We start from the raw sequence: 25911 nt of genomic DNA on the forward strand, positions 1-25911 counted from the left end.
TTACGAAATTTACGAGGAGAAAACATCATGAAACCTATCCGGTACTTACTTCCAGCAATCGCCGGCGCGATGCTCGGCCTCTCGGCCGGTCAGGCGGCGGCCCAGGACGCGGAATTCGGATGCAAAATCCTGCTTTGCGTCGCCTCTCAAAATCCGTCCTGGCAAGGCGTGCCCTACTGCGTTCCGCCGGTCATGAAGCTGCTTGCGATCCGCAAGGTTCATCCCGGCTACTGGCCGGCCTGCCCACAAGCTGGCACCGGCAAGCCCGGTCGCGAAGAATATGAAGACTGCCCGGCCGGCTCCACGCCGGTGAACATCTCGGCTGGCACCGGCGGCGGTGATAACGGACGAGAAAGATCGATTCCGGGCTGTGCTAAGCCGGTCCAGGTCGCTTGCTCTTCGCTCATTGATCGCGACGAGCCCGGCTACTACACGCGCGCCCGTCGTGTCGCCGACCAGCTCTGCTCCACGACCACCACTTTCCCGCGCGCAAAGCGCAAGGATCCCTACTATTTCGACATTCGCAACAAGGAGACCGGCAAGATCTCCCGCCACTATTTCAACCTTAGACACTGAACCGCGGCTTAGTCGGTCAATCTCCTCAAGCCCGCGATCCTCGCGGGCTTTCTCTTTCAGCCTCGTAGGCGCGTAACGACGGAATCAGGCGCGGCACCTTTGCCGCATAGACCGCATAGTCGGGAAAGGCCGCTGCGAGTACCTTTTCCTCATTGCCGGCACGTCGGTACTGCAACACACCCCAAACGATCAGCATAGCCAGCGCCGCCGGCGACCAATGCGCCAGCACGACGCCCACCGCCGTCAGCGCCTCGGCCGCGTAAAGCGGATGGCGCACATGAGCATAAGGTCCACTCACAACGAGCTGCCGCGCCGCGGCCGCAACCGCGAACGACCGCCCGAGCCGCATGGCGCACCAGAATGACAGGCTGGCGCCAACCACGATCAGGATGTTCGACAGGACGCCGATCGCCGCCGGCGGCGACCCCTTGGGAAACCCAATCAGCAGCAAGAGGCAGAACGTGCCGCCGATCGCCGTCAGGCGCGGCTCCAGACCCGCTGCCACGCTTTTCACATCATGACGAACGATCGTCAGCGCCAGCACCAGGCCGAGGAAAGCCAGGCACGCCACCTTCCCGGCGATCGCCAATGTTCCAATCAGTGAAACTCCGGCCCAGCTGTCTGCAATCTCGACAGCCTCCCGGTACGCCATGAACGAAAAAATCATCGCAAGGGCGACACCGCCCAGCTGATCTTCAAGCTTGCTCGTGCTCAACATCACTCCAGGCAGCCGTCATCATAACGCCGGTATCGCCCCTTCATGCGGCGGCTCGGCTATTTTAGAGCGACGCTTGCGCCCTGGCTCATCGCCCCCGCTTTTTCCACCGTCTCCATCGTCGTCCAGATCGTCATCCCCGATCAGTTCCGACGCGTCCACCCCGAATTCCTTGGATATGCGATTCAGCATCGACAGACGAACGTCACGACGACCACGCAAAACTTGAGACATGTAGCCTTCCGTGACCTGCAACCTCTCTGCCATCTCCTTGTTGAGCAAACCGTGCTCGTCACGGATGCGGATAAGCGCCTTGCTAAGCCGCTGATGCAATTTTTCGTCGTCCACTGCTTTACTCACACCGTCCTTCCGACCGCCACCGGCACCTTGATGTCGCGGCATCCCAAACCTTCACTTTCAGCCAGAGAATGGCCTCCCCTTCGCCACCGCCGCGAATCTATGACTCCGATGCCACTTGATTGTAAGAGCCGCATGCGCCCTGTTTCGGTTATTTTTCGGGCCTGTTTCAGTATCCGATTGGATGAAACAATCACGCTCAACCCGTCTCCCCTTCACACCACGTAACCCTGATTCCCATCAAATCGTAACAAATATGCCAGGAAATATCACTATAGTATAACCCGATCTAGCACTGCCGGGCGGAATCACATACGGTCGCGACTCAAGCGCAAGTGCGCCCCGTGCCGAATTTCACCATCTTGGAGATCTCGATAACGCAAAAAAAAAGCCCGGCCGGAGCCGGACCTTCTTCGGAGGAATGACTAGGCACTCCCACCTGCAAACTTTCAGAATTGCCGCTCTGAAATCACTTGGGTCCAAGCCTACCAATTCCCCGACAAAATGCAAGAGCCCGCGCTTCATGCGCCACGGCTTTTATTTGCCCGAATTCCGCCCTGCGATGGGATGGGAACCCTGACTCTATGGCATGGAAATATTTCACGATCGTATAATCCTGCCTTGCCACAATCAGGGTGAATCACATACCGTTGCGTCGCAACTGATTTGCCAACGATCGAAACTGGAGAAAACGAGAACGCAAAAAAAAAGCCCGGCAAGTGCCGGACCTTCTTTTTGGGGGATCGAGTGGACTGACCCTGACCACCTAATGTTCAGAATTGCGAGCTCTGAAACAACTTAGGGTCAGTCTACCCAAATCCCCCGAAGAATCAATAGCTGCGCTTTAGGCGCCACGGCTTTTTTTTGCCTGCGTTCCCGCTCCGCATGGAAGGGGACAACGATGTTTCATGGCCTAAGACCTGCCACAGCCGCCCACACCAGGGCGACCGATTGCGCGCGACAGTACAGCAGCGAGCATATCCGAACCAAGGCCGAAATCTGGGCCATCTGGGATGATGCGATCCCGGCTTTCGAGCTTAACGCCTCTGCGCGCCAGCTGCTCGACTTCCTGATGCGCGTCACCCAGGACAAGGACTGGAGCGACCCGAAGCGCCCGCCTGTCGCCTATCCATCCAACCGGATGATCTGCACCAGGCTCTGCATCAGCGAACGAACACTGGCCCGGGCCGCGAACACCCTCATCGAGGCCGGCCTGATCACCATGAACGACAGCGCAACGAGAAAGCGCTACTGCGCCAGCGACGGGACCGCCTACGGTTTTAATCTGGCCCCGATCGCCGTACGCTACTCCGAGCTGCAGGCGATAGCCGCAAGCATGTCGGCCGAGCGCCAACAGCGCCATGAACTAGTCTCCCTGATCGTCGCCACGCGCACAGCGATCAAGCAGAAGCTCATGGCCGCCGCTGACGATCATCCGGACGTTGACGACTGGCCCGATCTAGCCGGCCATCTCGATCAAATCGTCGATCGCTACGGAGATCTCGCCAAACGCCCGCGCCGGCACATCAGGGCCGACCTAAAGGTTCTTGGCCAGCTGCTCGCCGAACTGCAGCTGCTCGATGACCGCGTTGACGCCGCCAGAGACGCTTATGACGATGCTTCATGCTCTGAAAATGTGACGGCCGCGCCTGACAATTTCGACGGCAGCTACATAAACAACCGAGAATTCCATCCACAAACTTGTCAGAGAAGTGGAGCGGCCTCCGGCCGCAAGCTAGGAGGGAAAAGTGCGCCGGCCGTTGAGGTCGAGCTAGTGCTGGACGCTTGCCCGATTTTACGCGAGTATCATTTTGGACAGGTGCGAACCATGTACGACTTGATAGACGCCGCCGCGAAATTGCGCCCGAATGCCGGCATCAAACAGGAATTCTGGGCCGACACCTGTGCGAATATCGGCCGCGCGCCGGCCGCGATCCTGCTCGCCCACGTCCTCCAGCGCCAGGCCGACGGGGAGATTACACGTTCCGCCGGCGGGCTCTACCGAAATCTCTGCGATCGTTACGCCGCCGGCGGGCTTAACCTGCGCCGGCAGCTCCAGACACAGGCCCGCAAGAACTACGCCCGGCAGCTCAATTGATGCGGATCGTCTTGCGCGGCACACCAGCATACCACGTCGACCAGATATCGGCCGACGAAGCGACCGCGCTGCGCTCGTGGTACGGTCATTCGTCATCGGCCGACCAGGAAGCAACAGCGCTGGCCGTCATCCGCCGCGCCAAAACCAAGGATGGCTGGATCGAGTGCGATTGCGTCAATGGTGAATTCAAGCCGCTGCTGGCGCCGCTGCAGCAAGAGCGGACCTTCACCCTGCGCCGCCTCACCCCTGCCGATGGCGATCCACATGCCCGTGTAGATCGACCAAACCATGACGAGAATTGCCCGTTTCATGTCGATCGCGATTTCGAGCCGTCTTCGCACGATCGGGCCTTCAATCTTCGCCCTGTCCGCCATCGAGATACGGCCTATATCGACGCCCTGCCCCCGATTCCATCGCGGCTTGCCGATGCAAACCGCAGCGCTCCGGACCGCGACCGTGAGCGTAATGACCGACCCTCGAAACTTGCCGTCGTCCTCTGGCGGCTGCTCGACGCGGCCGCCATCAATGTTCTGAAGCCGCTGCAAGAACACCCCGAGACCTATCGGCTCAAAGACCAACTGGCGGCGATCCACAATGCCGGCGTCAAATGGCGCATCACACGCACCTGGCGCTTCAGTGCGCTGTCGACCACCTGGGCAGGAGACTTCAAGGACAAGACGTCGCGCTTCCAGCGCATGTTGCGGAAATCGCGCTCCGATTGGGCTCCCAATCAGCGTCGCACCGGCTTCATGATCCTGTTTACGCCCAGCGTGACCGAAAAACTCATCCGTCCGGCCGCTATATCAGAACCGATCGCGCTCCACTCGCGTCTGCGCCAGCCGCTGCGCGGCGATCCGCGCCATCGAGGCCCATTTCTGACAATCGCCAATGCCGACTTCGGCGACGAGGATGACGGAGATCTGCGCGCCGTGCAGGCTTACGCGCAGCCAGTGCTCAACGGCGACACCCTGTTTCCCGTCGAATCCGGCTTTGAGCGCGATGTCGCTCACCTGCTGATCTGGCTGCAGCTAACCTTATTCGACGCTGCGCCGCGGTTGCGCGTGACCATCATCAAGCCACTCTTCGCGATCTCGACATCAAAGGGCCTCTGCCGGCCTGACTTCATCATAGAAACGGCCTACGGCAACCATCCACCTGTCCGCCTCGTGGTCGAGGCGATGGGCATGGACACCGATATCTATCTCGCCGCGAAGGCGAAGACATTACCGCGCATGGAAGAGATTGGCCCGCTTTTCGAGATCACCCCGAAAGATATGCTGCCGGAGACTGCTGCCTCGCTCGGCCGGCGCCTGCAGCAATGGGTGCTCTCGCACGCCAAGGACCACACCAACGCTCTGGCGGACAGCTAAAATAGATCGAAAGAACTATACCGGCGTCGCCATCGTCCGGAACGCCGCCACGAGGTCATCAGGACTGACACATTCCGGATCAGCTTCTATGAGCTCAGCCAAATACAGCGCTTTAGCCTGCAGATCGCCATGGTTGCTAATTGGCGCTGTGGCGACAACCATCAAAGCGGACTGCTCTTCGGCCGAAAGGTGTTCATTTCGCCACACCGCCAGATCGTCCTTGGCTTTGCTGACGTTTTCATCGCATTTTCGCGCGAAATTGACCAGATCGCGCACAATGCGCCTATGCGCCGCTATGGCCGCGTGAACATTCACGTCAGCCACTTCCGCCTCATTTGACCATATCAATTCAAGCCGCATGGCCTCACTACTACGGGATGTTACAACCAATGATAGTGATGAATTCATCCCTATTTTTCGATCGCGGAGTAACTCCTTCACACATCCCTGCCTTGCAGGCGTAGCCTGAAGGGATTAGCGTGCTATATCAGGCGCCTAAGGTAACCCGTCGGCGCCGATCACAACCGTTACGAGATGCTATTCCGGGAGACGATGAAGCGCGCTCTAATTATTGAAGACCAGGATCTTATGCGTTTGACCGTCATGGAGATCATTGAAGAGCATTTTTCAGGTTGCAATGTCGAAGGGGCGCAAACGCTAGAAGCCGCCCTGGCGCTGTTGAAGCCCAACGCCTTCGATCTCGTCGTAATCGATCCGGGCTTGCCCGGTTTCAATCCCGGCCTGGACGAAGATCGGGTTTCTGTCGTGACACAGATCGTCAAGGCCTCTCCACATGCTAAGCACTTGGTACTGACCGGCACGGACAGCGAAACTGAAGCCGATGTCATGCGCGAGATCGGCATCAACGGCTATGTCGCCAAAATCGGCCTGTCGCGCTTGCGCCTCTAAGAGTTGCTTGAGGAGATCGTTCCCGACACGTTCGCGCTGCAACTGGCGGACCTCTCCAGCCAGCGCCGCCATGTTGGCGGTCTCGGCGAATTATCCCGGCGCGAAAAACAGGTCGTGGAGATGATGATCAGCCGGCCGACAGGTCAGAAGCGCAAAGAGGTCTACCTGAAAATGGCTGAAGTCTATGAGATCGAAGTCTCTTCAGCCGAGCGCTATTTCAAAAACGCAATTCGCAAGATGCGCAAGCAAGGCCATTCGGTCGGAGATATCTGATTTGATCGTTCACAATGTTCACCTGCCCCTCACCCCAAGCGATGTGTCGCCGGTCATTTGGGATGAGCTTGCAACCGGCCGTTACGAAGCCAAGGAAGTGAAGGCCGTCCAACGGGCAGTTCGCCGGCATGATCGCGTCCTCGAGCTCGGCGCTGGTCTCGGCATCATCACCAGTGTCATCGCCGGCATCACCGGAACGACAGTACACGCCTATGAAGCAAATCCAGACACCGTCAGCCTCGCCGAGCGGATCATCGCGGCCAATACGATCGACAACATCGAATTGAAGTCCGGTCTCCTCACCGCCGGCCCGTCACGGTCATACGAGTTCTATGTGCGCCGAGATCTCTGGATGTCGTCGTTGAACGAAGAGCAAGGCCCCTATGAAGCAGTCATTGCAATAGAATCCCACGACATCGATCAGGTGATCGCTGCCCACAATATCAATGTCTTGGTCATGGACATCGAGGGCGCCGAACGAGAGCTGGCGCGCGATGCCGATTTGCACGGCGTCGACCGAATCCTGATGGAATTCCACGATCACCTTTATGGCCTTGAGGGCATTCGCGACATCACACGAAGCCTGTCCGATAAGGGCTTTGCCTATGATCCGCGCGCGTCGAGCGGGCCTTGCGTGCTGTTCTCGAAAGACTTCAGCCCGCGCACATATCAGGTAGGAGACGAGATCTGATGAAGATACTCGCTATTGCTCTTTTCGGCCTATTGCTCACCGCAACTGCGCCAGCACACAGCGCCTACGACGATCCAGGCACCTTCGCGGTTGAAGAGGCCGCCGGTAAGCCGATCAAGGTGTTCACGACCGATCAGCTCCGGACAGTCTTCGAAAACGTGACCATCGACACCAAAACCCCGTGGAGCACGACAGACGACGAGAAGATCCAGTGGCGCGGTCCCCTCCTCCTCGATGTGCTGCAGAGCGGTGGCCTGGACAAGAACTCATCGGTCCAGATCATGGCCTATGACGACTTCCTGTCGGAGATAAAGCTCGACGAAATTCGTTCATACAACCCGATCATCGCCATCGAACGTACCTGCACGGCGACCGACATCACCAATGGGCTTTGCAAGGAAGGGCAGGACTTCCGCCCGATCGACCTCAGTGAAAGAGGTCCTCATTTCATCGTCTGGCCCCTCGATGAACTGCCCTCTTCCTATGTCCCGGCACGGAATTCCATCTGGGTCTTCTTCCCGATCGCCGCCAGACCAACACCACAATGAAGCTGCCCAAGCTCGCCTCGTGGCTGGTCATCCCCTATGTCGGCCTGGTGCTCGCCGCCGGCCTTGGCGCATGGTCTTATTTTCAATCCGAGCAATACCGGCTCGATACGGAAGAGATTCTAACCCAAACCTACGAGATCCAATGGCGCGTCGCCCAGGTCCGCGAGCGCATAATTCGCGTCGCCGGCTATCTGCAGATCGCCGACAAAACCGGTGACCTCGAGCCCGACATTCGACGCCAGCTTGGATTGATAGATGTCAATGTGAAGCAGCTTTTGAAGCTGCCCTATGTCGTCAGGTTTTTGCCGCCGCGCGAAGTCCGGCTGCTGGAGGCTTTGAACACCCGGATCGACACCGAAGTCACCTCGACGATTGAAAACCGGCAGAACTACGCGGCTGCACTGGCGACGATGAAATCCCTCGAGCAGGAAATGTTCGAGATCTCGAGCGCGACGGTCAATCATAGCGCGACGCTCCACCAGAAAACCCAGATCGATATCGGCGCTTCTCGAAACTGGTACTATTTCGGCGTTGCGCTCGGCCTTGTCGCCATCTGCTCGCTCGCCCTGCATCAGCGCTATGCGCTCAAGGAGCGCGATAACAAGCAGTTGCGATCCATGGCGGTGCTCTATCAGCATATGACCCATACGCGCATCAGCGCCTTGCGCCTGTTCATCGAATCCCTCACCGGCCGACGGCGGCCTTCCACCGTTCTGATAGATGCCGCACGCCGCGCAGCAACCGAACTCGAAACGATCAACGGCTCGCTCACTGCCATTGCGTGCGCCAAGCGCGACTACCAGCCTCAACCCCTTGGCGATGTTCTGGAACTACTCACCCAAAATGGTGGCGACAAGGTATCGATCGACGTCGACGAGGCCGCGCGAGATCTCCCCATTCCCTCGACGCTGTTCATGTTGCTTCTCGGCGAACTTGTCGAGAATGCCCGCACAGCCATTAACGGCCGTCCAAACGGCCAGGTGGCAATCCGGGCACAGGTCAAGCCATCGACATTATGGCGATCAAAGGAGCTGAATCTCGAAGTTATGGACAATGGCGAAGGCATGTCGCCAGAGGTTCTTTCGAAAGCCGATACACCATTTTTCTCGACGAAATCCGGCCGCCACATGGGGCTCGGACTGACAAGCTGCGCTGAGATCGTGGAAACACTAAGAGGGTCGTTGCGCCTGGACTCGGTCTTACAGAAAGGCACGATCGTGCGGATTAGACTGCCCATCAACGCGAAGGAAACAGCGACTCAGGCCGTCAGAGCAGCCCCTTCGGCTTCGGCTGCCTTATAACGACGACGTGGCGTCGGCTCCGCGCCGCCTCCCCTGGCAGCCTTGGCCTTCTCGGCATCCGTAATCAGTTCCGAGGCGTCGACTCCAAACTCTTTCGACATCCGATTCAGCATCGACAGACGCACGTCACGTCGGCCATGCAGGACCTGAGACATATAGCCTTCGGTCACTCTCAATCGTTCTGCCATTTCCTTGTTCAGCAGGCCGTTTTCGTCACGGATGCGGATCAACGCCTTGCTCAATCTCTCGTGCAACAGGCCATCATCGTCTCTCGACACATCGTCTTTGCGCTCAACGGCGCCCACATGTCGCGGCATCAAGCAACCTTCCTCTTCATTCTCACATTCGGTCATGCTCGCCCGCTTTATGACTCGAACGCTTAATCAATGGTAGCCCTTCACTACAAGTTTTCCTCATCGATCACGCTCTTTGGAACCGCCAGAGGAAGAGTTGGGCCGGGTCAGAGTGACCGGCCCTGGCGGGAGAGAGAGGCTTTCCCCGGCCGGCGCCAGACGATGAAAGGTTCCGACCATGACCCTCTATTGCGCTATTGCGCCCGCGAGTTCTACACCGAACGCACCATCAATGACGATCGGCTGCTCTATGTCTCACCCAACGAGGAAAACGTCTTTGTCCCTGACGCCTTCGCCATCAACCACAAGCTGCCGATCGCCCTCTTCACCGAGCAGGAACACGCCATTGAAGCGGCCCGACGCGCCTCTATCCGCGGCGGCACCCTCAAAGTCGAGGAATTCAAAGCTGATCCGATCATTCCGATCCAGCAGATTTCCTGGCTCGTCGCTCGCTTTCATGTCGCCACACCCAATGAAGAGCTGATCGACAATTTCCAGCAGCGAGTCAAAGCGTCCAAATTCTGCTCACCGGAACTCGCCATCGAGGTATGTGCGATCGCACTGGCCTATCACCGCGCCAACCAGTCCCTGGTGCGCGCCTTTGCGCTCTGACAGAAAGGAGCCGTGCGATGAAGATCCAACTCACCGCCGCGGATCACGAACAAAATGGTTTCGTGACCCTCGCGCAGTGGCTTGTTGCCGACGAGGCCCTTGCCCGCCGTATCGTTTCACAGATCGACGGAACGATCTCCGACGAACAGGAACCCGACATACGCACGGCTCCCTTCACCTTCATTCTCGATCTCGTCGATGCCAATTCCGACCTGGTCGACACCGGATTGCGACAATTGCCGCTGCAGGTCGCCATGCGCCTTGCGGCCGAGCAGGTCCAGGACTGGCTCAATAGCCGTCCAGATCCCGACGCCGTCTTCCATCGCAAGGTTCCAACCCTGCCTGTAGAGCGCCTTATCGCCTCAGCACTGCCGCCAGAGCCCACCATCTGACGCCGGCGCACCCCTCCTCCCTCAAGAGTAAAAGTCCGGCCGGCCCGCAGTGACGGGCCGTCGCGGGAGAGAGTGGCTTTCCCCCGGTCCTCCCCAGAGGAGCCGACTCCATGTCCACTTCGAAATCAAATTCGACCTCGATGCGCAGCGACGTCTATCAGCGCATCACCGACACCATCGTCGACCAACTCGAGGCCGGAGTCCGGCCATGGCACCAACCATGGGGCGCCAATGGCACCACGACACGTCCGCTACGCCACAACGGCGTACCATATCGCGGCATCAATACAGTTCTGCTCTGGATGGCCGCGACATCGGAGGGCTTTTGCTCGCCTTTCTGGATGACCTATCGCCAGGCGCAGGAACTCGGCGGCCAGGTCCGCAAAGGCTCTAAGTCGACGCTTGTCGTCTATGCCGGCGCGATCGAAAAGACGGCGGAAACCGAGACCGGCGAAGAGATCGAGCAACGCATTCCCTTCCTCAAGGGCTATTGCGTCTTCAATTGCGACCAGATCGACAATCTGCCCGACCGCTTCCATCCCGCTCCTGTTGTCCCGGCCGATCCCAAACAACGCATCGTCAACGCCGACGAGTTCTTTGCCAATACGCGTGCTGACGTGCGTTTCGGCGGCAACAGCGCCTTCTACATGCCATCTGGCGACTTCATCGCCATGCCGGTCTTCGACGCATTCGAATCCGCCGCGTCCTACGTCTCCGTCCTCGCGCACGAAACTGTGCACTGGACCAAGCTGCCTTCCCGCTGCGATCGCGATCTCGGTCGCAAGGTCTGGGGCGACGCAGGATACGCGCTCGAAGAATGCGTGGCCGAAATTGGCGCTTGCCTCATTTGCGCGGATCTCGGCGTCGAAGACCATCCCCGAGAGGATCACGCCGCGTACATCGGTAGTTGGATCAAGATTCTCAAAAACGACAGGCGAGCCATTTTTACGGCCGCGTCACATGCCGAGAAGGCAGTCCAATACCTCCACCAGCTACAGCCCGGCAGCATCTCGACGGATGCAGCCGCCGCTCTCGCCGCCTAACCCCACAGACAAGGAATTTGCAACATGACCACTCTTCACAAGATCACGTTGATCGAGGCGCCGCGCCGGCGATCAATGCTCGAGACAAAGATGCGCTACGACGTCCTCCTTAACGGAGTGCGCGTCGGGGAGCTCTGCTACAACATGCGCGGCTATATCGGCTACCTGCCCCTTCCCGGCGGCACCAAGCTCGATATCGGCGAGCGGCCCATCAGCGCATTCAAGCGCGAAATCGCGCTGATCAACCGCGAGGCCCGCAGCTAGCCACCTTTCATCAGACATCCCCCAGCCCGGCCCGGCCTCATACGCCGGGTTTTCTGTTTCAGGAGACCAGAAATGCCGCACGTTTTCGAATTCCGCTCCGCGAAGCTGTTCATGGAGCACAAGGGCGTCGATATCTATCACGTCTATACGGACGACGACATCGACCAAGGCGAACGCACCTATTGGTTCGCCGTCCATGACGACGGTCAAGACGACAACGCTCACGGCACAGATGGCGTCTTTGATGTTCGCTGTCTCCCTCAACCCGATACGTCGCCCTCTCTCGCCGATCAGCCTCCTTTCATAGGCGCCGATCAGGGCCACGAACTCGGTTTTGCCTCCTACGACGAGTGGAAGGACAGCGCCGAGTACAAGCGCCGACAGCAGCTTTGGCATGACTGGCACCAAACTGTCGAAGCCCAGGCCATCAAGAACACGATCCGCAACGCGATCGAGATCGGCGCTCTCACACCCAACGGCGCGGTGACCACCACCGACTGACAGCCGCTTTCCCCCGTCAACCTTCATAAGAAGGACCTACCACCATGCACGCAGCCTTCATCCGATTTGGCCACGGTTACGAACAGAGCGACCGCGGCCGTTGCGAAGCCTTCGACGGTTTCGAGATCATTGCCGCCCCTCTCGGCGATTTCGACGCCGCTTCACGTGACAGCCGCATATTTCGTCGCGGTACCGGCAACGCCGTCGACTACGGCAGCCATGCCATCAAACTCGCCAAGCTTTCAGGCTGTTCAGGTGGCCTTTACATCCTGATGCAGCATGGCGGCGGCCGTGAGGTGCTCGCCGTCCCCTCCTTCGGCGATCTCGAGGCGGCTATCCTCGCCATGCCGGAGCGCGTGCAGTACGCCTTACTCTACACCGTATGGCAGACCGCCAAAAATGCGCGCAATGAAGCACAGGACCAGACCGCTCAGCGTTGGGCCACCGCCTACAAGAACAAACGCATCCGCCAACGACGAGCGACCAGAACACGCGGCCCTCGCGTCGAGATCATTCCCGAATGGGAGATCGCGTTGAAAGCCGAAGTCGCAAGACGCAACATCAAGGAGGTCACGTCATGATCGTTTACAACGTCAAGAGGCGCTGGTTCGACATGAAAGGCGACGCCGAGAAATATCGCGTCAGCGAGCATCTGCCACCGGCCGACACCATCAAGGTGACGATCAGTGACCGCTCGGAACTCGCGGCCTTGCTCAACGCGCTGTGCGAGCCACCTCCACCTGGTATTGCGCCATCTACTCCCCTGCCCGTGCCGATCAAGGTGATCGACATGGCATTCGTCGATCCGGATTTCGAGATCCCGAAATTCCTGCGCGACAGTTGGGCCAGGCTGCTCGCCGGCAAAGGCGAGTAGGAGGCCTGCTCACCACAACACAGCACCGGCGATTGCATCGCGCTCTCGCCGGCAGGTTCCTTGCCGTCTCGTTCGGTTCTGGCGTTCGTCGACGGAGACTTTCGCGTCAAACGCGCGCCGGCCGATCAGAAGCGTTTTATCGCCTTGGCCGATCTTACAAGGCGGGACGACAACGCACTCGATGCACGCGGCGCCGCGGCATGAAAGTCCTTCAAATGGCCAAAAATATGGATATAATGGATATTCAGGACCGTTCGGAGGCTTCAATGCGCCACTTCACCACCGCAGACCTCAACAAGCACATTGGCGACGTCACTGACGCCGCCCGGCGCAGCCCTGTTTTTATCACCCATCACCGCAAACCGAGGTTCGTTCTCATGAGCATCGACGACTATAACGCCTTACGCCGTCAACAGACCGACGATCATCGTCAGGCCTTTACACTCGACACCATTCCAGACGATGTCGCCGACGGGCTCATCGCGCTGGCGGATCAATACGACCGCGAGGATGGCAAGGATGGTTGAGCCAGAAACCGGCCTTGTCATCTCCTACTACTTCCTCTGGGCCAGGCAACACGACAAAGGCGAAGTTGCCGGCCGCAAGCCACGACCCGCGTGCATCGTGGTCCCCCTGAATTCCAAACATGGCGACGTCGTCCTGTTCCCGTTGACTCGACAGCTGCCTACTTCCGACCGACTTGCCATCAAGGTTCCCGAAACAGAACGCCGGCGGCTGAAGCTCAAGGGCGATCAGCCGTGCTGGATCCTGCTCGACGAAGGAAATACCGACAGACTGTCGTCGTCGTTTCACGTCGAGCCGATCGATTATGATCCCCTCGTTGTCTCATTCGGCCGCTTCAGCCGCGCTTTCATGCGCCAGGTCCTCATCAAACTCGCCGACGCCTTGCGACAGCGCAAACTGCGGCTCGTCAACCGTCTCTAGGCTCGTCCATGGCAGAACGTTCCATCTATGCCCAGATTGACGAGGTGCGTGAACTCCTCGAGCAACATGGCCGCGATACCATGCGCGCCCGCGGCCGTGAAAGCATCATGGCCGAACACAAGCTCCGCCTCGAATGCGTCCTCAAGACGCTCGAATGGGTCCGCGACAACCAGGATGAGCTCAAAGCCTACCTGAAACAGCGCCGTATCCCGCAATAATCCACGCCGCCGATCGGCGACACGATCGGCCCCCTCATAATCGATGACCTTCCATCCGCCACTCAGGAGAACGGCGATGAACGCACCCCTATGGACATACTCCCTTCGCTGGAGCCTGCCGCACATCCCTCCCCCTGGTCTTCGCGAGCTTGCCAGAGCCGATGTGCCGGCCGGTAGGCCTTGCCCCAGCTCAGTATCGGCACTTTGGCGACCAGGCGCCGGCTATGCCATCTGCATCGACTTTCCGCCGCCCGCACCGATCAAGCGCTGGAGCGATGAACGCAAAGCCGCCGCCCGCCGGCGAAATCTCGCAAAACGCATCACTCACATCGCGCCCCTCTTCGCCGACGAATTCATCGCCCGCGAGATCGCGGCCCGCCCAGCGTACTTCCAGGGCAAATCCCACATCTGAAACGCCGCGCAAGCTTTCCAGCCCAAAGCGAGAGGCACGGGAGCCCGGAATGCCGGGCTCCACAAGAGGAGAGAGGTTCTCCCGCCCGGCACCCATGGAGCCATACGATGAACGTCACCGAAGTCGTCTATATCCCGCTTAAAAAACTGAAGCTCAGCACGCTCAATGTGCGCCAGACTGAAAACGACGTCTCCGATCTCGTTGCCAGCATCCGCGAAAACGGTCTCAAGCAGAATCTGCTCGTTCACAAGGTCGGCCGCGGCTTCGAAGTCCATGCCGGCGGCAGGCGGCTACGCGCCCTCAACATCGTCTTTCCCGACGGCGATTATAGCACCCCTTGCGTTGTGGAGACCAAGGAACAGGCCGAGGAAACGTCGCTTGTCGAGAATTTCCATCGGCTGAAAATGCACCCGATCGACGAATTCGTCGCCTTCGACCGGCTGCTCAAGAATGGCCATTCGCTTGAGACCGTCGCCAACCGCTTCGGCGTCACCACGCGTTTTGTCGAAGGTCGAATGCGGCTTGCCCGCCTCTCGCCGAAAATCCTTGAGTCCTTCCGCGCCGACGAGATCGATCTCGACACGGTCAAGGCCTACACGCTGACCGACGATCACGCCCGCCAGGAGGAGGTTTTCGAGCGCGAGGGCGCTTATGGATCAGTCTGGTCGATCAAAAGCGCACTCACCAAGACAAAGATCAATGGATCCTCACCGATAGTCCGCTTTATCGGCCTCGAAGCCTATGAAGCCGCCGGCGGCGCCATCACGCGCGATCTGTTCTCCAACGACGACAGCGTCATGATCGACGATCCCGCCCTTGCCGAACGGCTCGCCATGGAGAAGCTGCAGGCCAAGGCCGAGGAACTCAAGACCGAATGGAAATGGGCGGAAGTCATGCTCTCCATTGCCTATGATACGTTCCGCGAATACGGCCGTGTCTATCCAGAGACCTTCCTGCCAGCCGAGCTCGCAGCCGAACAGGAAGCGATTGAGGCCCGTCTCGAAGCAATGGACGAGATCGACAATGACAACTGGACCGAGGATCTCGACCAGGAACTCTCCAAACTGAAAAATCGCGAAGCCGAAATCGAGGCCCAGGAGACCACAGCCTACTCTGCCGAGCAAATGGCGCTCGCAGGCGTTATCGTCTCCATGGACTCTGCTGGCGGCTTTCGAATCGAATCCGGCCTGGTCCACCCGGATGACAAGACAAAGCCGGAGCCAACAAGCTCAAGGTCCACAGCTTCCCCAACCAGCGACCCGGCCGATGCCGCCCGCCACGATGCCGGCGAAACAATCTCCGTCATCGAGGACATTCGCGCAGTTCGCCACCAGATCCTGCGCGCCCACCTCTCCGCCGACTTCAACACCGCCTTCGATGCCATGCTCTACTCAATGGCGGTCGGCATGTTCGGCTATTCGACCTACTCCAGCCAGCCGCTCAACGTCTCGATTAAGGCTGCCGAGGTCTACCGATCGAAGGAGAAGCTCACCGGCACAATCGCCGAATCCATGCTGCAGGGGCTCAAGGACAAGCTGAGCCTCGAGTGGCTCAATCTTGATCAGCCGCATGATTTCAACGCCATGTCGGCTCTCTCACCACGCGAAAAACAGGATCTGTTCGCCTTCTGCGTCGCCCAGGGCGTCAATCAATCCCTCTCCACAGATCCGCACGCCAACCCTGTTCTCGAAATCATAGGCAAGCGCATGGATGTCGACGTCGCTTCGTGCTGGCGGCCGACTGCCGAGCACTACTGGAATCGCGTCAAGAAGGGCTATGCGCTTAAGGTTGCTTCCGAGCAGATCTCACCAAATTGGGCCGACGACCATTCTAAGGACAAGAAAGCCCAGATCGCCGAGGCAATGGACAGCGCCTTCAGCGACGATCCGCAAAAGACCGCTGGCCTCAACGAGGAAACCGCAGCCCGCACCTCGACCTGGTTGCCGGAAGGCATGGCCTACACCGGCGAATTTTTCGAGCAAAAGAAATCTCGCACCTACGGCTACCAGGACGACAACGGCAATACCGATGATGACGACGATGACGCTGACATCGACATCGATACTGGCGAGAACGACGAGGAATTCGACGACGACATCAGCAGCGACATCGCTGAAGACATCGGCGACGACGAAATCGAGACCGACGATGATGACAGCGACATTCCCGCCTTCCTGAAGGAAGCGGCCGAATAGTCGCCCTCCACTTCCCTCCCCTCATCCCGCAGGGCCGCGTTGATCGCGGCCCTTTCTTTTTCCGGAGACAATCATGGCCATTTTCACCGTCGAGGCGACCTATCGCCTACCGATCTTTCGCCACACCACTTACGTCGCTCGTGACGTCGCACATGCCTGCCGTCAGGCCATCGCCGACGATGACTGGCAACACCAGAAGAAGGATTACGAGTCGAGCGGCTCCACCTACATCACCGGCGTCTGGCGAGGTGCTGACGCCGCCTATGGCAACGCCGCCGAAACCGTCCCTGACGAATTCGCCGGCGAGGACGGTATCGTCCTCTCCACGCATCAGTTGCTCGCCACCCTCAACGCCGCCATCGAGGCATGGCCGCAATTCGACTGCGATGACGTGGTCCCGGGCGCCGACCTGGTCGATTGGTTCGGCCAATGGCGATCGACGGCCAAAGGCGTGGCTGAAGCAGCTCAACGCCACCTCGCACCTAATAGCGACACCGTCCGCCAACGCGCGTGACAGCGCTTCCTCTCTCTTTCCGGAGTTCCATCATGTTCGACCCAACCCCCTGGATCTCAAAAGCCCTCTCGTCCGAAGGCGGACACATGTTCATCAACCGTGGCGGCTTTTGCCTCAATTATGACAACGGCACCCTCTCCGGCTATCAGCCGGACGCGGTCAAGCGCCAATCCATCGCCTCAGGCCTGCCCGTCTGCGACGCCTCTGACGTCGATCCGTCGGTCATCTTCGCGATCGCCTCACGCGGACCCATGATCGCTGTCGGCCGCGACGCCGACCCACATCCATGGCGCGCTCACTCCTACGCGCCGCTCTACGCTGTTTTCGACGCATACCGTCGCGCCGGCGCCGAAATCCACAACATGCCGCCGTCGCATGTCGGCCCCATCATCGATCACGAGTAGGAGCCCATCATGCGCACCTTCCTCCCCGATCGCATACGGCTCCGCCACATGGAAACAGCCTGCCGTCAGAACTGCGAGCATCTGCGCATCATCGATCGCCAGATCCTCAAGCAGGCCGAACGCCTCACCATCAATGATCGGCCAAAGGTCCGCCAGTACGGCCGCCACGCAACCACCTGGACGCCGGCGGACGAGCGCCACTACCAGACTTGCGTGGACGCCGTCTTTGAGGCCCGCAGGCCCGAAATCGACGCCTTGCGTCGCAAGATCGATCGACAACGCACCGCCATCGAACTTCTTCGACTACGGCTGCGGATCAACGAGCCGTCCCCCGATTTCGACATCATCATGATCAGCGGCTGAGAGCTGTTACCACGGAGAACCATCATGCTCTTTCAATTCGTCATCGCCGTCGACGGCGATCTTGATGTCTCGACCGACACAGATATCGATCGACTTGTCGCCAAACACGGTCGCAGCATCACCGGCTACAACAAGAATGACCGCGTTCGCCCTGAACTTCGCGACCAGCCGAAAATAAGCGGCATGAACGGCCCCATGTGGGGCGGCCTGCAGAATGGCGAGATCGTCCTCCGCTACGAGGATCCGGAAGCCTACTCCATTCTGTCGACCTGAAGAGGCTGGTCATGGTCCACATCGCTCCGCCCGACCGCTTCTGCGCGCAATGGATGGTCTACGTCGAATCCATGTCAGGCGCTGTCACCGCCACGGCCCTCTTCGATACCGAGGCCGAAGCCAAGCGCCAGGCCAATTTCTGGCATGAGGAAATGAACCGCACCGGCCATGTCATCGGCATGCCTCTGCGAGAACCCTGATCAAAGGAGCCGGCAAAATGTATCAGATCGCCCGCATCATCCCGATCTACTGCCCAAGCACCGACGGGCTCACTGGTCACAAGGCAAAACTCCTGCCCATGACCTACGTTCATGAAAGGCTAGCCCACAAGATCGCCGGCAGGCTTGAGACACGTGACTTCGATAATCACGGCGACGATTCATTCGTCGTCATACGCGTCGGCGACAGCCCATTCTCCCAACGTCGGCCCTTGCCTCTCCAACCAGACGAAATCTGGGACTTCCCCTTTTGATGAAAGGATCCACCATGTCTCTCGCGGATGCTCTCGCCTCCATCGAGGCCGACGCCGTCTCCAGCGCCGAAGCCGCCTATGCCGGCACCGGCTGGCGCAAAGCTCCGGCCCAAAGCATCGTCGTCAACGACTTGCTCCCGGGCCGCTCGCATGACGAAGTGATGCAGATTCTCAATGCCTGGAACAGCGCCTATCATCGCCGTGTCCACCAATTGAGCGACGACGAAATTAAAGGAGCGGAACGCACATGACGACCCATCGCAATCATGTCCGGACCGAGTCCATCGCAGACGACGAAGCCATCGCTGCGATCGCCCTCTCCCGCCAGTCCGGCAAACGCGGCCGCTACACCGCTTTGCAAAACAACACCTGCCGCATCGAACTTGTCGACGAGCAGGACAATGTCCGCCTGACCATGTTCCTGCATCAAGCCCAGGGCATCTGGACCGCCCATTGTCACGGCCTTTCTTTCAGGAATGCGGAGCTCATCGTGACCGTGCGTAAAGCGATCGCACACCATAACAGCCGCGCTTCCTGGAACCGTATCCAGACCGAGTAACCGGCCCTCCCCCCACCTCCTGCCCGGAACGCCGCGCGAAGCCACGCTTCGCGCGGTTTTCATTTCTGCAACCGCAGCACCCCCCGGCCGCCGCTCAGAGACAGAGGACCGGCCGGAAAACATTGGCTTTCGCAAGAAGGCGAAAGCCCCATCCCTTCACTGGAGACCCCCCATGCAGCCTTCAACCGCGCTCCCCCGCGCCACCGTCGCCGCTCCTCCCATACTTGCCGCAGCTGAACTGCTGCTCGTCGAACTCGAAAAAGGCACTCAGATCACGACGACCATGATGCGCATAGCCATGGAAGCCGCCTACGGCGCAAGCGACGCTACCGGCGCATGGGTCTGGAAGGACGCCTATGACGCGCTCGAATGCGCCACCGTCCTGTTCCTGCGCAAATTCGGCCGCCGTATCCGCAAGCAGACCCAATGCCGCTTTGCCGAACTCGCTCTGCACGAGCGCCTGTTCGCGCTCATGCCCAGCCACACGCGGCGCTCCGAGGATCAGAATCGCCTGCAGCAATTCTCGACGCCACTGCCTCTCGCTTACATCGCCGGTTATGCCGCCTTTATCGAGACCAGTGACCTGGTGCTCGAACCGTCCGCCGGCACCGGCCTGCTTGCCGTCTTCGCCAGCATCGCCGGCGCACGCCTCGCCATCAACGAACTCGACCACGATCGCGCCGTCCTCGCCGCTTCGCTGTTCGGCCAGACCGTCACCCACCACGATGCCGCGACCATCCATGATCGGCTCGATTTGTCGATCCGCCCGAGCGTCGTGATCATGAACCCGCCCTTCTCGGTCGCGGCAAACGTCGTCGGCCGCTATCAGTCGGCGACAGCAAACCACATTCGCTCGGCACTGGCCCGCCTTCAGCCCGGCGGTCGCCTCGTTGCCATCACCGGCTCAGGCTTTGCCCCGAACACCGACCTTGGCCGGCCCTTCTATCAGTCAATCGTCGGACAGGCGCATTTGCGTCTCACCACGCCGATTTCCGGCGCTCTCTATGCGCGCCATGGCACCACGGCCGAGACACGCCTGTCCATCATCGACAAGGTCGACGACATCACGTCCGAGACGATCAACTACACAGATCCGGCCAGCAGCTGCCGTGATCTCCTCGAGCGCGTCATCGCCGATTGCCCGCCACGCTCCGCAATCGCGCCGGCCGCCGTTTCCCTATCTCCTTCCCGGCCATCCACGACTGCCCACAGCCTCCGCGACGAAGCCCGGCGCAAGGCACGCGCCGCCAAGGTCGAAGCTGCGCGTCATCCGCTCGACAAGGCCGAAACTGTCCGCATCGACTACACCGCGCGCCAGATCTCGACAGCGGCCGCAACCACGACAACCGCAATCTATGAGCCCTATAGCGTCCAGACCATCGACATCACCGACGCACAAGCTCATCCGACGGACCTCGTCCAGTCAGCCGCCATGGCGTCTGTCGCCGCGCCAGTACCATCGCATCGGCCGACACTGCCATCGCGCGTGCTTACCGAGGGTCTTCTCTCCGGACCGCAACTCGAAAGCGTCATCTATGCCGGCGACGCGCACGCGACCTTCCTGCCTGGCAAATTCTCCCGTGACGACCAAGGCTCGATCATCCGCGCCAGCGACGATGACGACAAAGCCTTCACCATCCGCCGCGGCTGGTTTCTCGGCGATGGCGCCGGATGCGGCAAAGGCCGCCAGATCGCCGGCATCATCATGGACAATTTCCTCGCCGGCCGTCGCCGGCATATCTGGATCTCGCGTAGCGATAAACTGATCGAAGACGCCGTGCGTGATTGGACCGCACTCGGCGGCGCAGCGTCGGACATCGTACCCCTTGCCCGCTTTCGGCAAGGCTCCCCGATCAGCGCCAAACCGGCAATTCTGTTTGTCACCTATGCCACCTTGCGCACCGCGGAAAAACAGGATGGCGACAAGATGAAATCCAGCCGTCTCGACCAGATTCTCGATTGGCTTGAGGCTGAAGACGACGACTTCGACGGCGTCATCGCCTTCGACGAAGCTCACGCCATGGCAAATGCCGCCGGCTCGACCGGCAGTCGCGGCGACACCAAACCCTCAGAACAAGGTCTCGCCGGCCTTCGCCTGCAGAACGCCGTTCCGCACGCCCGCATCGTCTACGCCTCCGCGACCGGCGCGACCACTGTCACCAACCTCGCCTACGCCGTGCGTCTCGGTCTGTGGTCCACCGGCGAATTCCCGTTCAAATCACGCATCGAATTCGTCTCCTCCATGGAAGCCGGCGGCATCGCAGCCATGGAGATCATCTCGCGCGACCTCAAGTCACTCGGCCTCTATATCGCCCGCTCGCTGTCATTCGTCGGCGTCGAATACGAAATGCTCGAGCATGAAATCACCAACGAGCAGCGCGAAATCTACGACAAATATGCCGACGCCTATCAAGTCATTCACAACAACCTGGAACGGGCGCTCGAAGCAGCCGGCATCACCGATCCCGATGAAGGCACCCTCAATCGCCACGCCAAATCCGCAGCGCGCAGCGCCTTCGAAAGCACCAAGCAGCGTTTCTTCAACCACCTCATCACCGCGATGAAAGCGCCAACGCTGCTCGACGCGATCAACAAGGACATCGAGGACGGCCACGCCGCCGTCATCCAGCTCGTCTCCACCGGCGAAGCACTCATGAGCCGCCGTCTCGCCGAAATCCCCGCCAGCCAGTGGGATGACCTGACCATCGACATCACGCCGCGCGAATATGTCCTGGACTACCTGATGCATTCGTTTCCGACCGCGCTTTATGAGCCCTACACCGACGAGAACGGCAATCTGCGCTCACGTATCGCCCAGGACGAAAACGGCAACACGATCGAATGTCAGGAAGCGGTCGAACGCCGCGACGCCCTGATCGAACATCTTGCCGCCCTCCCCCCGGTCAATGGTGCGCTCGACCAGGTGCTCTGGCATTTCGGCATCGAGAATGTCGCCGAGATCACTGGCCGCAGCCGCCGTGTCGTCAAGTGCGACACCGACCGCTTCGCCCTGCAGCGCCGGCCTGCATCATCCGGCTTTGCCGAAACCCACGCCTTCATGGACGACGATAAGCGCATCCTCATCTTTTCCGACGCCGGCGGCACCGGCCGCTCCTACCACGCCGATCGCAACGTCAAGAATCAGCGTCTGCGGGTCCATTACCTGCTCGAAGCAGGATGGCGCGCCGATAACGGCGTCCAGGGTCTCGGCCGCACCAACCGCACCAATCAGGCGCAGCCGCCCTTGTTCCGTCCCGTCGCCTCCAACATCAAGGGCGAAAAGCGCTTCCTGTCCACCATAGCGCGGCGTCTCGACACCCTTGGCGCGATCACCAAGGGCCAACGCCAGACCGGCGGACAAGGCATATTCCGCGCCGAAGACAATCTCGAAAGCGACTATGCGCGCGCCGCCCTGCTCAAATTCTTCCAGCAGATCTATCGCGGCAATGTCGAAGACTGCTCGCTTGACGATTTCATCGCCATGACCGGCCTCAACATCATCGACGGCGACGGGACGCTCAAAGAGGAACTGCCGCCGATCTCTCAGTTTCTCAATCGCTGCCTTGCCCTGCGCATCGACATGCAAAACCGCTTGTTCGACGTGTTCATGGGTCTGTTGGAAGACACGGTCGAAAGCGCCAAACGCGCCGGCACCTACAATATCGGCCTCGAAACGCTCGTTGCCGAAAACTTCGACATCATCGAGCGCAAGGTCATCTACACGCACCCGAAAACCGGGGCGCAAAGCTATGCGCTGACCATCAATGAGACCACGCGTAACAGCCCGCTGTCGCTCGACCAGGCACACCAGATCGTCTCCGGCTATAACAGCGCCGTCCAGCTCATAGAGCCCAAGACCGGGCGTGCAGCCGTCGCGCACGACACCACGTCCTACACCGACGAGCAAGGCAAGGTGCATCGTTGCCTGCGTCTCTACCGCCCAATGTCGCAGCAGCGCCTCACGTCCAAGGAGATTACCGACGAAGGCTGGATCATCACCGAACCGGACGTGTTCGAAAAAGCCTGGAATCGCGAGCTTGCGACGATCCCCGAGTTTTCCTCACGCCGCTTTACACTCGTTTGCGGCCTGCTTCTGCCAATCTGGAACGCACTGCCCAATATCGATTGCCTGGTCTATCGGCTGACCGCTTCCAACGGCGAAACGGTCATCGGCCGTCTCGTCCACGATCACCAGCTCATGCATGTCTATGATTCACTCGGCATCATCGGGACAATCAACTGGACGCCGGAAACCCTGCTTCAGGCCCTCAAGACCCAGACCTCCCGGATCAAGCTTCCGGGAGGTATCGCTCTACAGAAGGCCTATGTCATGGGTCGGCCACGCATCGAAATATCAGGCGTCCAGGCCAACGACCTTGCCCGCTACAAGGCACTCGGTTGCTTCACCGAAATCATCTCGTGGAAGACGCGTCTCTTCATCCCGATGGACGATCTGGTTGTTCTCGGCAGCGTCTTGCGCGAACATCAACCCGACAAGCAGGAGGCCGCATAATGGCAACCGCACAGGATCTCGCGCGCGCACTCGGCAACAATGCCGAGGCGTTCTGCCGCCACTATCTCCCCAATGGCCGGCGTGTCGGCAATTACTGGATGATCGGCAATATCCATGGCGATCCCGGCCGTTCGCTTGCCATCCGCCTCAAGCCATCCGGACAACGCGTTGCCGGCAAATGGTCCGATCATTCCGAGGGCACCTTTGGCGATCTGCTCGACGTGTTGCGGGCTCACGTCACCTCCGACGATTGGTCGAAAATCGCCGACGAGGCCCGATCATTTCTCGGGTCCGCACCGATGCCAACGTCACCCGCCTCTCATGCGACCTCGCACTCGCGTCCCGCCGGCCAACGCCTGTTTGCGCTCGGCCGGCCAATCACCGACACGCCGGCGCACCGCTATCTCGGCAATCGCGGCATCAGCCGCTTCGGCCCGGCTCTGCGCTATCACCACAGCGTCTATTTTCTCGACGGCGCCAATCGTCGCCACCAGCTGCCGGCCCTGCTAGCCGCCATCACCGACAATGATGGGACCGTGACGGGCTGCGCTCGCACCTGGATCGATGCTAGGAGTCCGTCGGACTTGAGCCCAAGCGAATTCAAATAATCGGTGCGAGGCGTTTTTTTGGACGGCATTGCGCTGAGTGAGTGCTCTCGATGGATGGCGAGCCCCCGTGAGAGCGCATCGAGCCGTCCAGGGACTCGGTTTTGGGGTGATCGAGGCGCACTTTTTCCCTCAAGCTGCTCGCAAGACGTGCATGCGCTTGATGTTCCAGGCCATGGTCACCAAGCTCCATTCGCCCTGGGCCTTGGCCAGCCCGCGCATGCTCATCTGGCGCCAGCCCATCACCCTCTTGATGATGCCGAACACCGGCTCTACCGTCTGCTTGCGCCGGCCGTACAACGTCCTCCCTGCTTGCGTGCCCAGTCGGTGTGCCATCTGCACCACCGGGTCCGTCGACTGGGGCTGCGGTGCATCGGGTGCAAAGCGCTGCGCGAGCGGCGTGTGATGCGACTCTCTCTTGAGCGCCAGCAGCGGTTCGACTCCGGCGTCGTTGCAGGCGATCACGTTGGCCTGACTGAAGAAGCCGTTGTCCGTGATCAGCGACTTCACCTCGCCCAGCACCGCAGGCAGCGATCGGATCTGCTCCAGCGTGGGCACGACTTCTCGCTTGTCGTTGCAAGCCTGCGTGACGTGCGCGGTGATCACCATCATCGTGTCGGTGTCCACGCCGGCTTGCGCGTTGTAGCTTTGCTCGAAGCCCCCTCCCGAGACGGGCATGATTCGCGACTCTTCATCCGTGAGGTTGACCTGGTCGGCGTCCTTGGGGCCGGCCTGCGGCGCCTCGGGGTCCTTGCCGCGGGGCTTCTTGCCGGCATCGCGCTGGGCTTTGCGCTTGGCGCTCTTGGCCTCGTACTCCTGCTGCTCGCCCTGATGGCGCTCGCCCGCGCGCTGCTCGATCTTGGCCTTGGCCTGCGCAATGGCGCTCAAGCGGTCTTCGCGCCGGGCAATCTCTGCCGGCACATCCATGCCATCGGGGATCGCCGCGCGGTCGCTTTTCTCCGCCAGCGCCAGCAGGGTCTGCACTTCCCGCCGCAACTGCGCCTCGATCTTGTTGGCGTGCGCCCAGGACAGGGCCTTGTGCTTGCTGGCGTTGGCGCCGATCTTGGTGCCATCCAGCGCGATGTGCCCGAGCTTGAGCAGCTTCATCTCGCGCGCCAGCACCAGCACCTGCACGAACAGCGCCTCCACCTCCTTCAGGAAGCGGCGGCGGAATGTGGCCAGCGTGTCGTGGTCTGGATGGGTGTTGGCCGCCACGTAGCGAAACGCCACCGAGTCGTAGCTCGCGCGCTCGATCTTGCGGCTGGAGTGCACGCCGTTGGCGTAGCCGTAGATCAGCAGGCCCAGCAGCACCGCCGGGTGGTGTGCGGCCGAGCCTCGGCCCGCGTATTGGCGCGTCAGTTCGCTCAGATCGAGCTGCTCGATGACTTCGACCACGAAGCGCGCCAGGTGATCACTGGGCAACCATTCATCCACCGACGGCGGCAACAGGTACGCAGTGTCTCGGTCAACGGGAACGAATCGGCTCATCGGTTCGCCTTCTTGTTTGGACTGCCACGATTGTGTCGGATGGCGTCATCGTCCGGAAGACTGCAAAGCCCGA

The 25911-nt window shown here is 60.1% G+C and carries 35 protein-coding genes; 30 read left to right on the top strand and 5 right to left on the bottom strand.

Annotated elements, in window-relative coordinates:
• The first annotated feature begins 27 nt into the window (after positions 1-27).
• The gene (locus NDO48_RS29820) at positions 28-576 is read left to right on the top strand and encodes a hypothetical protein (protein WP_267322079.1); all 549 of its coding nucleotides are present in this window, start codon (positions 28-30) and stop codon (positions 574-576) included.
• Between the two features lie 25 nt (positions 577-601).
• Here NDO48_RS29820 and NDO48_RS29825 read toward each other — a convergent pair whose 3' ends face one another.
• Positions 602-1291 carry a methyltransferase family protein gene (locus NDO48_RS29825; protein ID WP_267322078.1) on the bottom strand — a complete coding sequence of 230 codons (690 nt, stop codon included), beginning with the start codon at positions 1289-1291 and terminating at the stop codon, positions 602-604.
• Positions 1292-1312: 21 nt separating this feature from the next.
• Positions 1313-1651 (bottom strand): helix-turn-helix domain-containing protein, encoded by a 339-nt coding sequence (locus NDO48_RS29830; protein WP_267322077.1) that lies wholly within the window; start codon positions 1649-1651, stop codon positions 1313-1315.
• 898 nt (positions 1652-2549) lie between these two features.
• Here NDO48_RS29830 and repC point away from each other — a divergent pair.
• Both repC and NDO48_RS29840 read left to right on the top strand, forming a co-directional pair.
• Positions 2550-3746, top strand: coding sequence for a plasmid replication protein RepC (repC, locus tag NDO48_RS29835; RefSeq protein ID WP_267322076.1), 1197 nt, complete (start codon positions 2550-2552; stop codon positions 3744-3746).
• Positions 3746-5116 (top strand): hypothetical protein, encoded by a 1371-nt coding sequence (locus NDO48_RS29840; RefSeq protein ID WP_267322075.1) that lies wholly within the window; start codon positions 3746-3748, stop codon positions 5114-5116. The genes repC and NDO48_RS29840 overlap by 1 nt, the downstream gene beginning before the upstream one ends.
• 15 nt (positions 5117-5131) lie before the next feature.
• On the opposite strand, the gene NDO48_RS29845 is transcribed toward NDO48_RS29840, so the two are convergent.
• Positions 5132-5476, bottom strand: coding sequence for a hypothetical protein (locus NDO48_RS29845; protein ID WP_267322074.1), 345 nt, complete (start codon positions 5474-5476; stop codon positions 5132-5134).
• A 192-nt stretch (positions 5477-5668) separates the two neighbouring features.
• On the opposite strand from NDO48_RS29845, the gene NDO48_RS29850 reads away from it, so the two are divergent.
• Genes NDO48_RS29850 through NDO48_RS29870 form a run of 5 tightly spaced genes read left to right on the top strand, consistent with a single transcriptional unit; the run spans position 5669 to position 8838 of the window.
• Positions 5669-6025 carry a response regulator gene (locus NDO48_RS29850; RefSeq protein WP_267322073.1) on the top strand — a complete coding sequence of 119 codons (357 nt, stop codon included), beginning with the start codon at positions 5669-5671 and terminating at the stop codon, positions 6023-6025.
• Positions 6026-6028: 3 nt separating this feature from the next.
• On the top strand, positions 6029-6298 hold the full coding sequence (locus tag NDO48_RS29855) for a hypothetical protein (RefSeq protein ID WP_267322072.1): 270 nt from the start codon (positions 6029-6031) through the stop codon (positions 6296-6298).
• Positions 6291-6989 (top strand): FkbM family methyltransferase, encoded by a 699-nt coding sequence (locus NDO48_RS29860; RefSeq protein WP_267322176.1) that lies wholly within the window; start codon positions 6291-6293, stop codon positions 6987-6989. The genes NDO48_RS29855 and NDO48_RS29860 overlap by 8 nt, the downstream gene beginning before the upstream one ends.
• Complete coding sequence (locus NDO48_RS29865) at positions 6989-7537, top strand: hypothetical protein (protein ID WP_267322071.1); 549 nt, start codon at positions 6989-6991, stop codon at positions 7535-7537. The genes NDO48_RS29860 and NDO48_RS29865 overlap by 1 nt, the downstream gene beginning before the upstream one ends.
• Positions 7534-8838: a sensor histidine kinase gene (locus NDO48_RS29870; RefSeq protein WP_267322070.1), complete on the top strand. Its 1305-nt coding sequence runs from the start codon at positions 7534-7536 to the stop codon at positions 8836-8838. The genes NDO48_RS29865 and NDO48_RS29870 overlap by 4 nt, the downstream gene beginning before the upstream one ends.
• Here NDO48_RS29870 and NDO48_RS29875 read toward each other — a convergent pair.
• A complete protein-coding gene (locus NDO48_RS29875; RefSeq protein ID WP_267322069.1) occupies positions 8796-9191 on the bottom strand; it encodes a helix-turn-helix domain-containing protein in 396 nt (131 codons plus the stop codon). The two genes, NDO48_RS29870 and NDO48_RS29875, sit on opposite strands and share 43 nt — an antisense overlap.
• 162 nt (positions 9192-9353) lie before the next feature.
• Between NDO48_RS29875 and NDO48_RS29880 the strand changes: the two genes are divergently transcribed.
• The 22 genes from NDO48_RS29880 (at position 9354) to NDO48_RS29985 (ending at position 24353) form a co-directional block, all read left to right on the top strand.
• The gene (locus NDO48_RS29880) at positions 9354-9803 is read left to right on the top strand and encodes a hypothetical protein (protein ID WP_267322068.1); all 450 of its coding nucleotides are present in this window, start codon (positions 9354-9356) and stop codon (positions 9801-9803) included.
• Between the two features lie 17 nt (positions 9804-9820).
• Positions 9821-10195 carry a hypothetical protein gene (locus tag NDO48_RS29885; RefSeq protein ID WP_267322067.1) on the top strand — a complete coding sequence of 125 codons (375 nt, stop codon included), beginning with the start codon at positions 9821-9823 and terminating at the stop codon, positions 10193-10195.
• Between the two features lie 110 nt (positions 10196-10305).
• Complete coding sequence (locus NDO48_RS29890) at positions 10306-11238, top strand: ArdC family protein (protein WP_267322066.1); 933 nt, start codon at positions 10306-10308, stop codon at positions 11236-11238.
• A 24-nt stretch (positions 11239-11262) separates the two neighbouring features.
• Entirely contained in the window at positions 11263-11502 is a 240-nt protein-coding gene (locus NDO48_RS29895) for a hypothetical protein (RefSeq protein WP_267322065.1), read from the top strand.
• Positions 11503-11574: 72 nt separating this feature from the next.
• Positions 11575-12003: a hypothetical protein gene (locus NDO48_RS29900; RefSeq protein WP_267322064.1), complete on the top strand. Its 429-nt coding sequence runs from the start codon at positions 11575-11577 to the stop codon at positions 12001-12003.
• Between the two features lie 44 nt (positions 12004-12047).
• Positions 12048-12584 carry a hypothetical protein gene (locus NDO48_RS29905; RefSeq protein WP_267322063.1) on the top strand — a complete coding sequence of 179 codons (537 nt, stop codon included), beginning with the start codon at positions 12048-12050 and terminating at the stop codon, positions 12582-12584.
• Positions 12581-12877 carry a hypothetical protein gene (locus tag NDO48_RS29910; protein WP_267322062.1) on the top strand — a complete coding sequence of 99 codons (297 nt, stop codon included), beginning with the start codon at positions 12581-12583 and terminating at the stop codon, positions 12875-12877. The genes NDO48_RS29905 and NDO48_RS29910 overlap by 4 nt, the downstream gene beginning before the upstream one ends.
• Positions 12878-13143: 266 nt before the next feature.
• Positions 13144-13404 (top strand): type II toxin-antitoxin system Phd/YefM family antitoxin, encoded by a 261-nt coding sequence (locus tag NDO48_RS29915; RefSeq protein ID WP_267322061.1) that lies wholly within the window; start codon positions 13144-13146, stop codon positions 13402-13404.
• Positions 13397-13822 carry a hypothetical protein gene (locus tag NDO48_RS29920; protein WP_267322060.1) on the top strand — a complete coding sequence of 142 codons (426 nt, stop codon included), beginning with the start codon at positions 13397-13399 and terminating at the stop codon, positions 13820-13822. The genes NDO48_RS29915 and NDO48_RS29920 overlap by 8 nt, the downstream gene beginning before the upstream one ends.
• Positions 13823-13830: 8 nt before the next feature.
• Entirely contained in the window at positions 13831-14040 is a 210-nt protein-coding gene (locus tag NDO48_RS29925) for a hypothetical protein (protein WP_267322059.1), read from the top strand.
• Between the two features lie 76 nt (positions 14041-14116).
• Positions 14117-14452 carry a hypothetical protein gene (locus NDO48_RS29930; RefSeq protein ID WP_267322058.1) on the top strand — a complete coding sequence of 112 codons (336 nt, stop codon included), beginning with the start codon at positions 14117-14119 and terminating at the stop codon, positions 14450-14452.
• A 107-nt stretch (positions 14453-14559) separates the two neighbouring features.
• A complete protein-coding gene (locus NDO48_RS29935) occupies positions 14560-16647 on the top strand; it encodes a ParB/RepB/Spo0J family partition protein (protein WP_267322057.1) in 2088 nt (695 codons plus the stop codon).
• Positions 16648-16720: 73 nt separating this feature from the next.
• Positions 16721-17161 (top strand): hypothetical protein, encoded by a 441-nt coding sequence (locus NDO48_RS29940; RefSeq protein ID WP_267322056.1) that lies wholly within the window; start codon positions 16721-16723, stop codon positions 17159-17161.
• Positions 17162-17193: 32 nt separating this feature from the next.
• On the top strand, positions 17194-17565 hold the full coding sequence (locus NDO48_RS29945) for a hypothetical protein (protein ID WP_267322055.1): 372 nt from the start codon (positions 17194-17196) through the stop codon (positions 17563-17565).
• Positions 17566-17574: 9 nt separating this feature from the next.
• Positions 17575-17928 carry a hypothetical protein gene (locus NDO48_RS29950; RefSeq protein ID WP_267322054.1) on the top strand — a complete coding sequence of 118 codons (354 nt, stop codon included), beginning with the start codon at positions 17575-17577 and terminating at the stop codon, positions 17926-17928.
• A 24-nt stretch (positions 17929-17952) separates the two neighbouring features.
• Entirely contained in the window at positions 17953-18201 is a 249-nt protein-coding gene (locus NDO48_RS29955; RefSeq protein ID WP_267322053.1) for a hypothetical protein, read from the top strand.
• 11 nt (positions 18202-18212) lie between these two features.
• The gene (locus tag NDO48_RS29960; protein WP_267322052.1) at positions 18213-18401 is read left to right on the top strand and encodes a hypothetical protein; all 189 of its coding nucleotides are present in this window, start codon (positions 18213-18215) and stop codon (positions 18399-18401) included.
• A gap of 17 nt (positions 18402-18418) precedes the next feature.
• Complete coding sequence (locus NDO48_RS29965; RefSeq protein ID WP_267322051.1) at positions 18419-18673, top strand: hypothetical protein; 255 nt, start codon at positions 18419-18421, stop codon at positions 18671-18673.
• A 14-nt stretch (positions 18674-18687) separates the two neighbouring features.
• Complete coding sequence (locus tag NDO48_RS29970; protein ID WP_267322050.1) at positions 18688-18924, top strand: hypothetical protein; 237 nt, start codon at positions 18688-18690, stop codon at positions 18922-18924.
• A complete protein-coding gene (locus NDO48_RS29975; RefSeq protein ID WP_267322049.1) occupies positions 18921-19232 on the top strand; it encodes a hypothetical protein in 312 nt (103 codons plus the stop codon). The genes NDO48_RS29970 and NDO48_RS29975 overlap by 4 nt, the downstream gene beginning before the upstream one ends.
• Before the next feature lie 172 nt (positions 19233-19404).
• A complete protein-coding gene (locus NDO48_RS29980; protein ID WP_267322048.1) occupies positions 19405-23745 on the top strand; it encodes a strawberry notch-like NTP hydrolase domain-containing protein in 4341 nt (1446 codons plus the stop codon).
• Positions 23745-24353 (top strand): DUF7146 domain-containing protein, encoded by a 609-nt coding sequence (locus tag NDO48_RS29985; RefSeq protein ID WP_267322047.1) that lies wholly within the window; start codon positions 23745-23747, stop codon positions 24351-24353. The genes NDO48_RS29980 and NDO48_RS29985 overlap by 1 nt, the downstream gene beginning before the upstream one ends.
• Positions 24354-24482: 129 nt before the next feature.
• Here NDO48_RS29985 and NDO48_RS29990 read toward each other — a convergent pair whose 3' ends face one another.
• The gene (locus NDO48_RS29990; protein ID WP_267322046.1) at positions 24483-25838 is read right to left on the bottom strand and encodes an IS1182 family transposase; all 1356 of its coding nucleotides are present in this window, start codon (positions 25836-25838) and stop codon (positions 24483-24485) included.
• Positions 25839-25911 lie beyond the last annotated feature (73 nt).

The organism is Aminobacter sp. MET-1, assembly GCF_026521175.1.
GTDB lineage: Bacteria > Pseudomonadota > Alphaproteobacteria > Rhizobiales > Rhizobiaceae > Aminobacter.

Coding starts and splice junctions, on each gene's coding strand:
- NDO48_RS29820 (WP_267322079.1), top strand. CDS start 28: ATGAAACCTATCCGGTACTTACTTCCAGCAATCGCCGGCGCGATGCTC.
- repC (WP_267322076.1), top strand. CDS start 2,550: ATGTTTCATGGCCTAAGACCTGCCACAGCCGCCCACACCAGGGCGACC.
- NDO48_RS29840 (WP_267322075.1), top strand. CDS start 3,746: ATGCGGATCGTCTTGCGCGGCACACCAGCATACCACGTCGACCAGATA.
- NDO48_RS29845 (WP_267322074.1), bottom strand. CDS start 5,476: ATGCGGCTTGAATTGATATGGTCAAATGAGGCGGAAGTGGCTGACGTG.
- NDO48_RS29850 (WP_267322073.1), top strand. CDS start 5,669: ATGAAGCGCGCTCTAATTATTGAAGACCAGGATCTTATGCGTTTGACC.
- NDO48_RS29865 (WP_267322071.1), top strand. CDS start 6,989: ATGAAGATACTCGCTATTGCTCTTTTCGGCCTATTGCTCACCGCAACT.
- NDO48_RS29870 (WP_267322070.1), top strand. CDS start 7,534: ATGAAGCTGCCCAAGCTCGCCTCGTGGCTGGTCATCCCCTATGTCGGC.
- NDO48_RS29875 (WP_267322069.1), bottom strand. CDS start 9,191: ATGACCGAATGTGAGAATGAAGAGGAAGGTTGCTTGATGCCGCGACAT.
- NDO48_RS29880 (WP_267322068.1), top strand. CDS start 9,354: ATGAAAGGTTCCGACCATGACCCTCTATTGCGCTATTGCGCCCGCGAG.
- NDO48_RS29885 (WP_267322067.1), top strand. CDS start 9,821: ATGAAGATCCAACTCACCGCCGCGGATCACGAACAAAATGGTTTCGTG.
- NDO48_RS29890 (WP_267322066.1), top strand. CDS start 10,306: ATGTCCACTTCGAAATCAAATTCGACCTCGATGCGCAGCGACGTCTAT.
- NDO48_RS29895 (WP_267322065.1), top strand. CDS start 11,263: ATGACCACTCTTCACAAGATCACGTTGATCGAGGCGCCGCGCCGGCGA.
- NDO48_RS29900 (WP_267322064.1), top strand. CDS start 11,575: ATGCCGCACGTTTTCGAATTCCGCTCCGCGAAGCTGTTCATGGAGCAC.
- NDO48_RS29905 (WP_267322063.1), top strand. CDS start 12,048: ATGCACGCAGCCTTCATCCGATTTGGCCACGGTTACGAACAGAGCGAC.
- NDO48_RS29910 (WP_267322062.1), top strand. CDS start 12,581: ATGATCGTTTACAACGTCAAGAGGCGCTGGTTCGACATGAAAGGCGAC.
- NDO48_RS29915 (WP_267322061.1), top strand. CDS start 13,144: ATGCGCCACTTCACCACCGCAGACCTCAACAAGCACATTGGCGACGTC.
- NDO48_RS29920 (WP_267322060.1), top strand. CDS start 13,397: ATGGTTGAGCCAGAAACCGGCCTTGTCATCTCCTACTACTTCCTCTGG.
- NDO48_RS29925 (WP_267322059.1), top strand. CDS start 13,831: ATGGCAGAACGTTCCATCTATGCCCAGATTGACGAGGTGCGTGAACTC.
- NDO48_RS29930 (WP_267322058.1), top strand. CDS start 14,117: ATGAACGCACCCCTATGGACATACTCCCTTCGCTGGAGCCTGCCGCAC.
- NDO48_RS29935 (WP_267322057.1), top strand. CDS start 14,560: ATGAACGTCACCGAAGTCGTCTATATCCCGCTTAAAAAACTGAAGCTC.
- NDO48_RS29940 (WP_267322056.1), top strand. CDS start 16,721: ATGGCCATTTTCACCGTCGAGGCGACCTATCGCCTACCGATCTTTCGC.
- NDO48_RS29945 (WP_267322055.1), top strand. CDS start 17,194: ATGTTCGACCCAACCCCCTGGATCTCAAAAGCCCTCTCGTCCGAAGGC.
- NDO48_RS29950 (WP_267322054.1), top strand. CDS start 17,575: ATGCGCACCTTCCTCCCCGATCGCATACGGCTCCGCCACATGGAAACA.
- NDO48_RS29955 (WP_267322053.1), top strand. CDS start 17,953: ATGCTCTTTCAATTCGTCATCGCCGTCGACGGCGATCTTGATGTCTCG.
- NDO48_RS29960 (WP_267322052.1), top strand. CDS start 18,213: ATGGTCCACATCGCTCCGCCCGACCGCTTCTGCGCGCAATGGATGGTC.
- NDO48_RS29965 (WP_267322051.1), top strand. CDS start 18,419: ATGTATCAGATCGCCCGCATCATCCCGATCTACTGCCCAAGCACCGAC.
- NDO48_RS29970 (WP_267322050.1), top strand. CDS start 18,688: ATGTCTCTCGCGGATGCTCTCGCCTCCATCGAGGCCGACGCCGTCTCC.
- NDO48_RS29975 (WP_267322049.1), top strand. CDS start 18,921: ATGACGACCCATCGCAATCATGTCCGGACCGAGTCCATCGCAGACGAC.
- NDO48_RS29980 (WP_267322048.1), top strand. CDS start 19,405: ATGCAGCCTTCAACCGCGCTCCCCCGCGCCACCGTCGCCGCTCCTCCC.
- NDO48_RS29985 (WP_267322047.1), top strand. CDS start 23,745: ATGGCAACCGCACAGGATCTCGCGCGCGCACTCGGCAACAATGCCGAG.
- NDO48_RS29990 (WP_267322046.1), bottom strand. CDS start 25,838: ATGAGCCGATTCGTTCCCGTTGACCGAGACACTGCGTACCTGTTGCCG.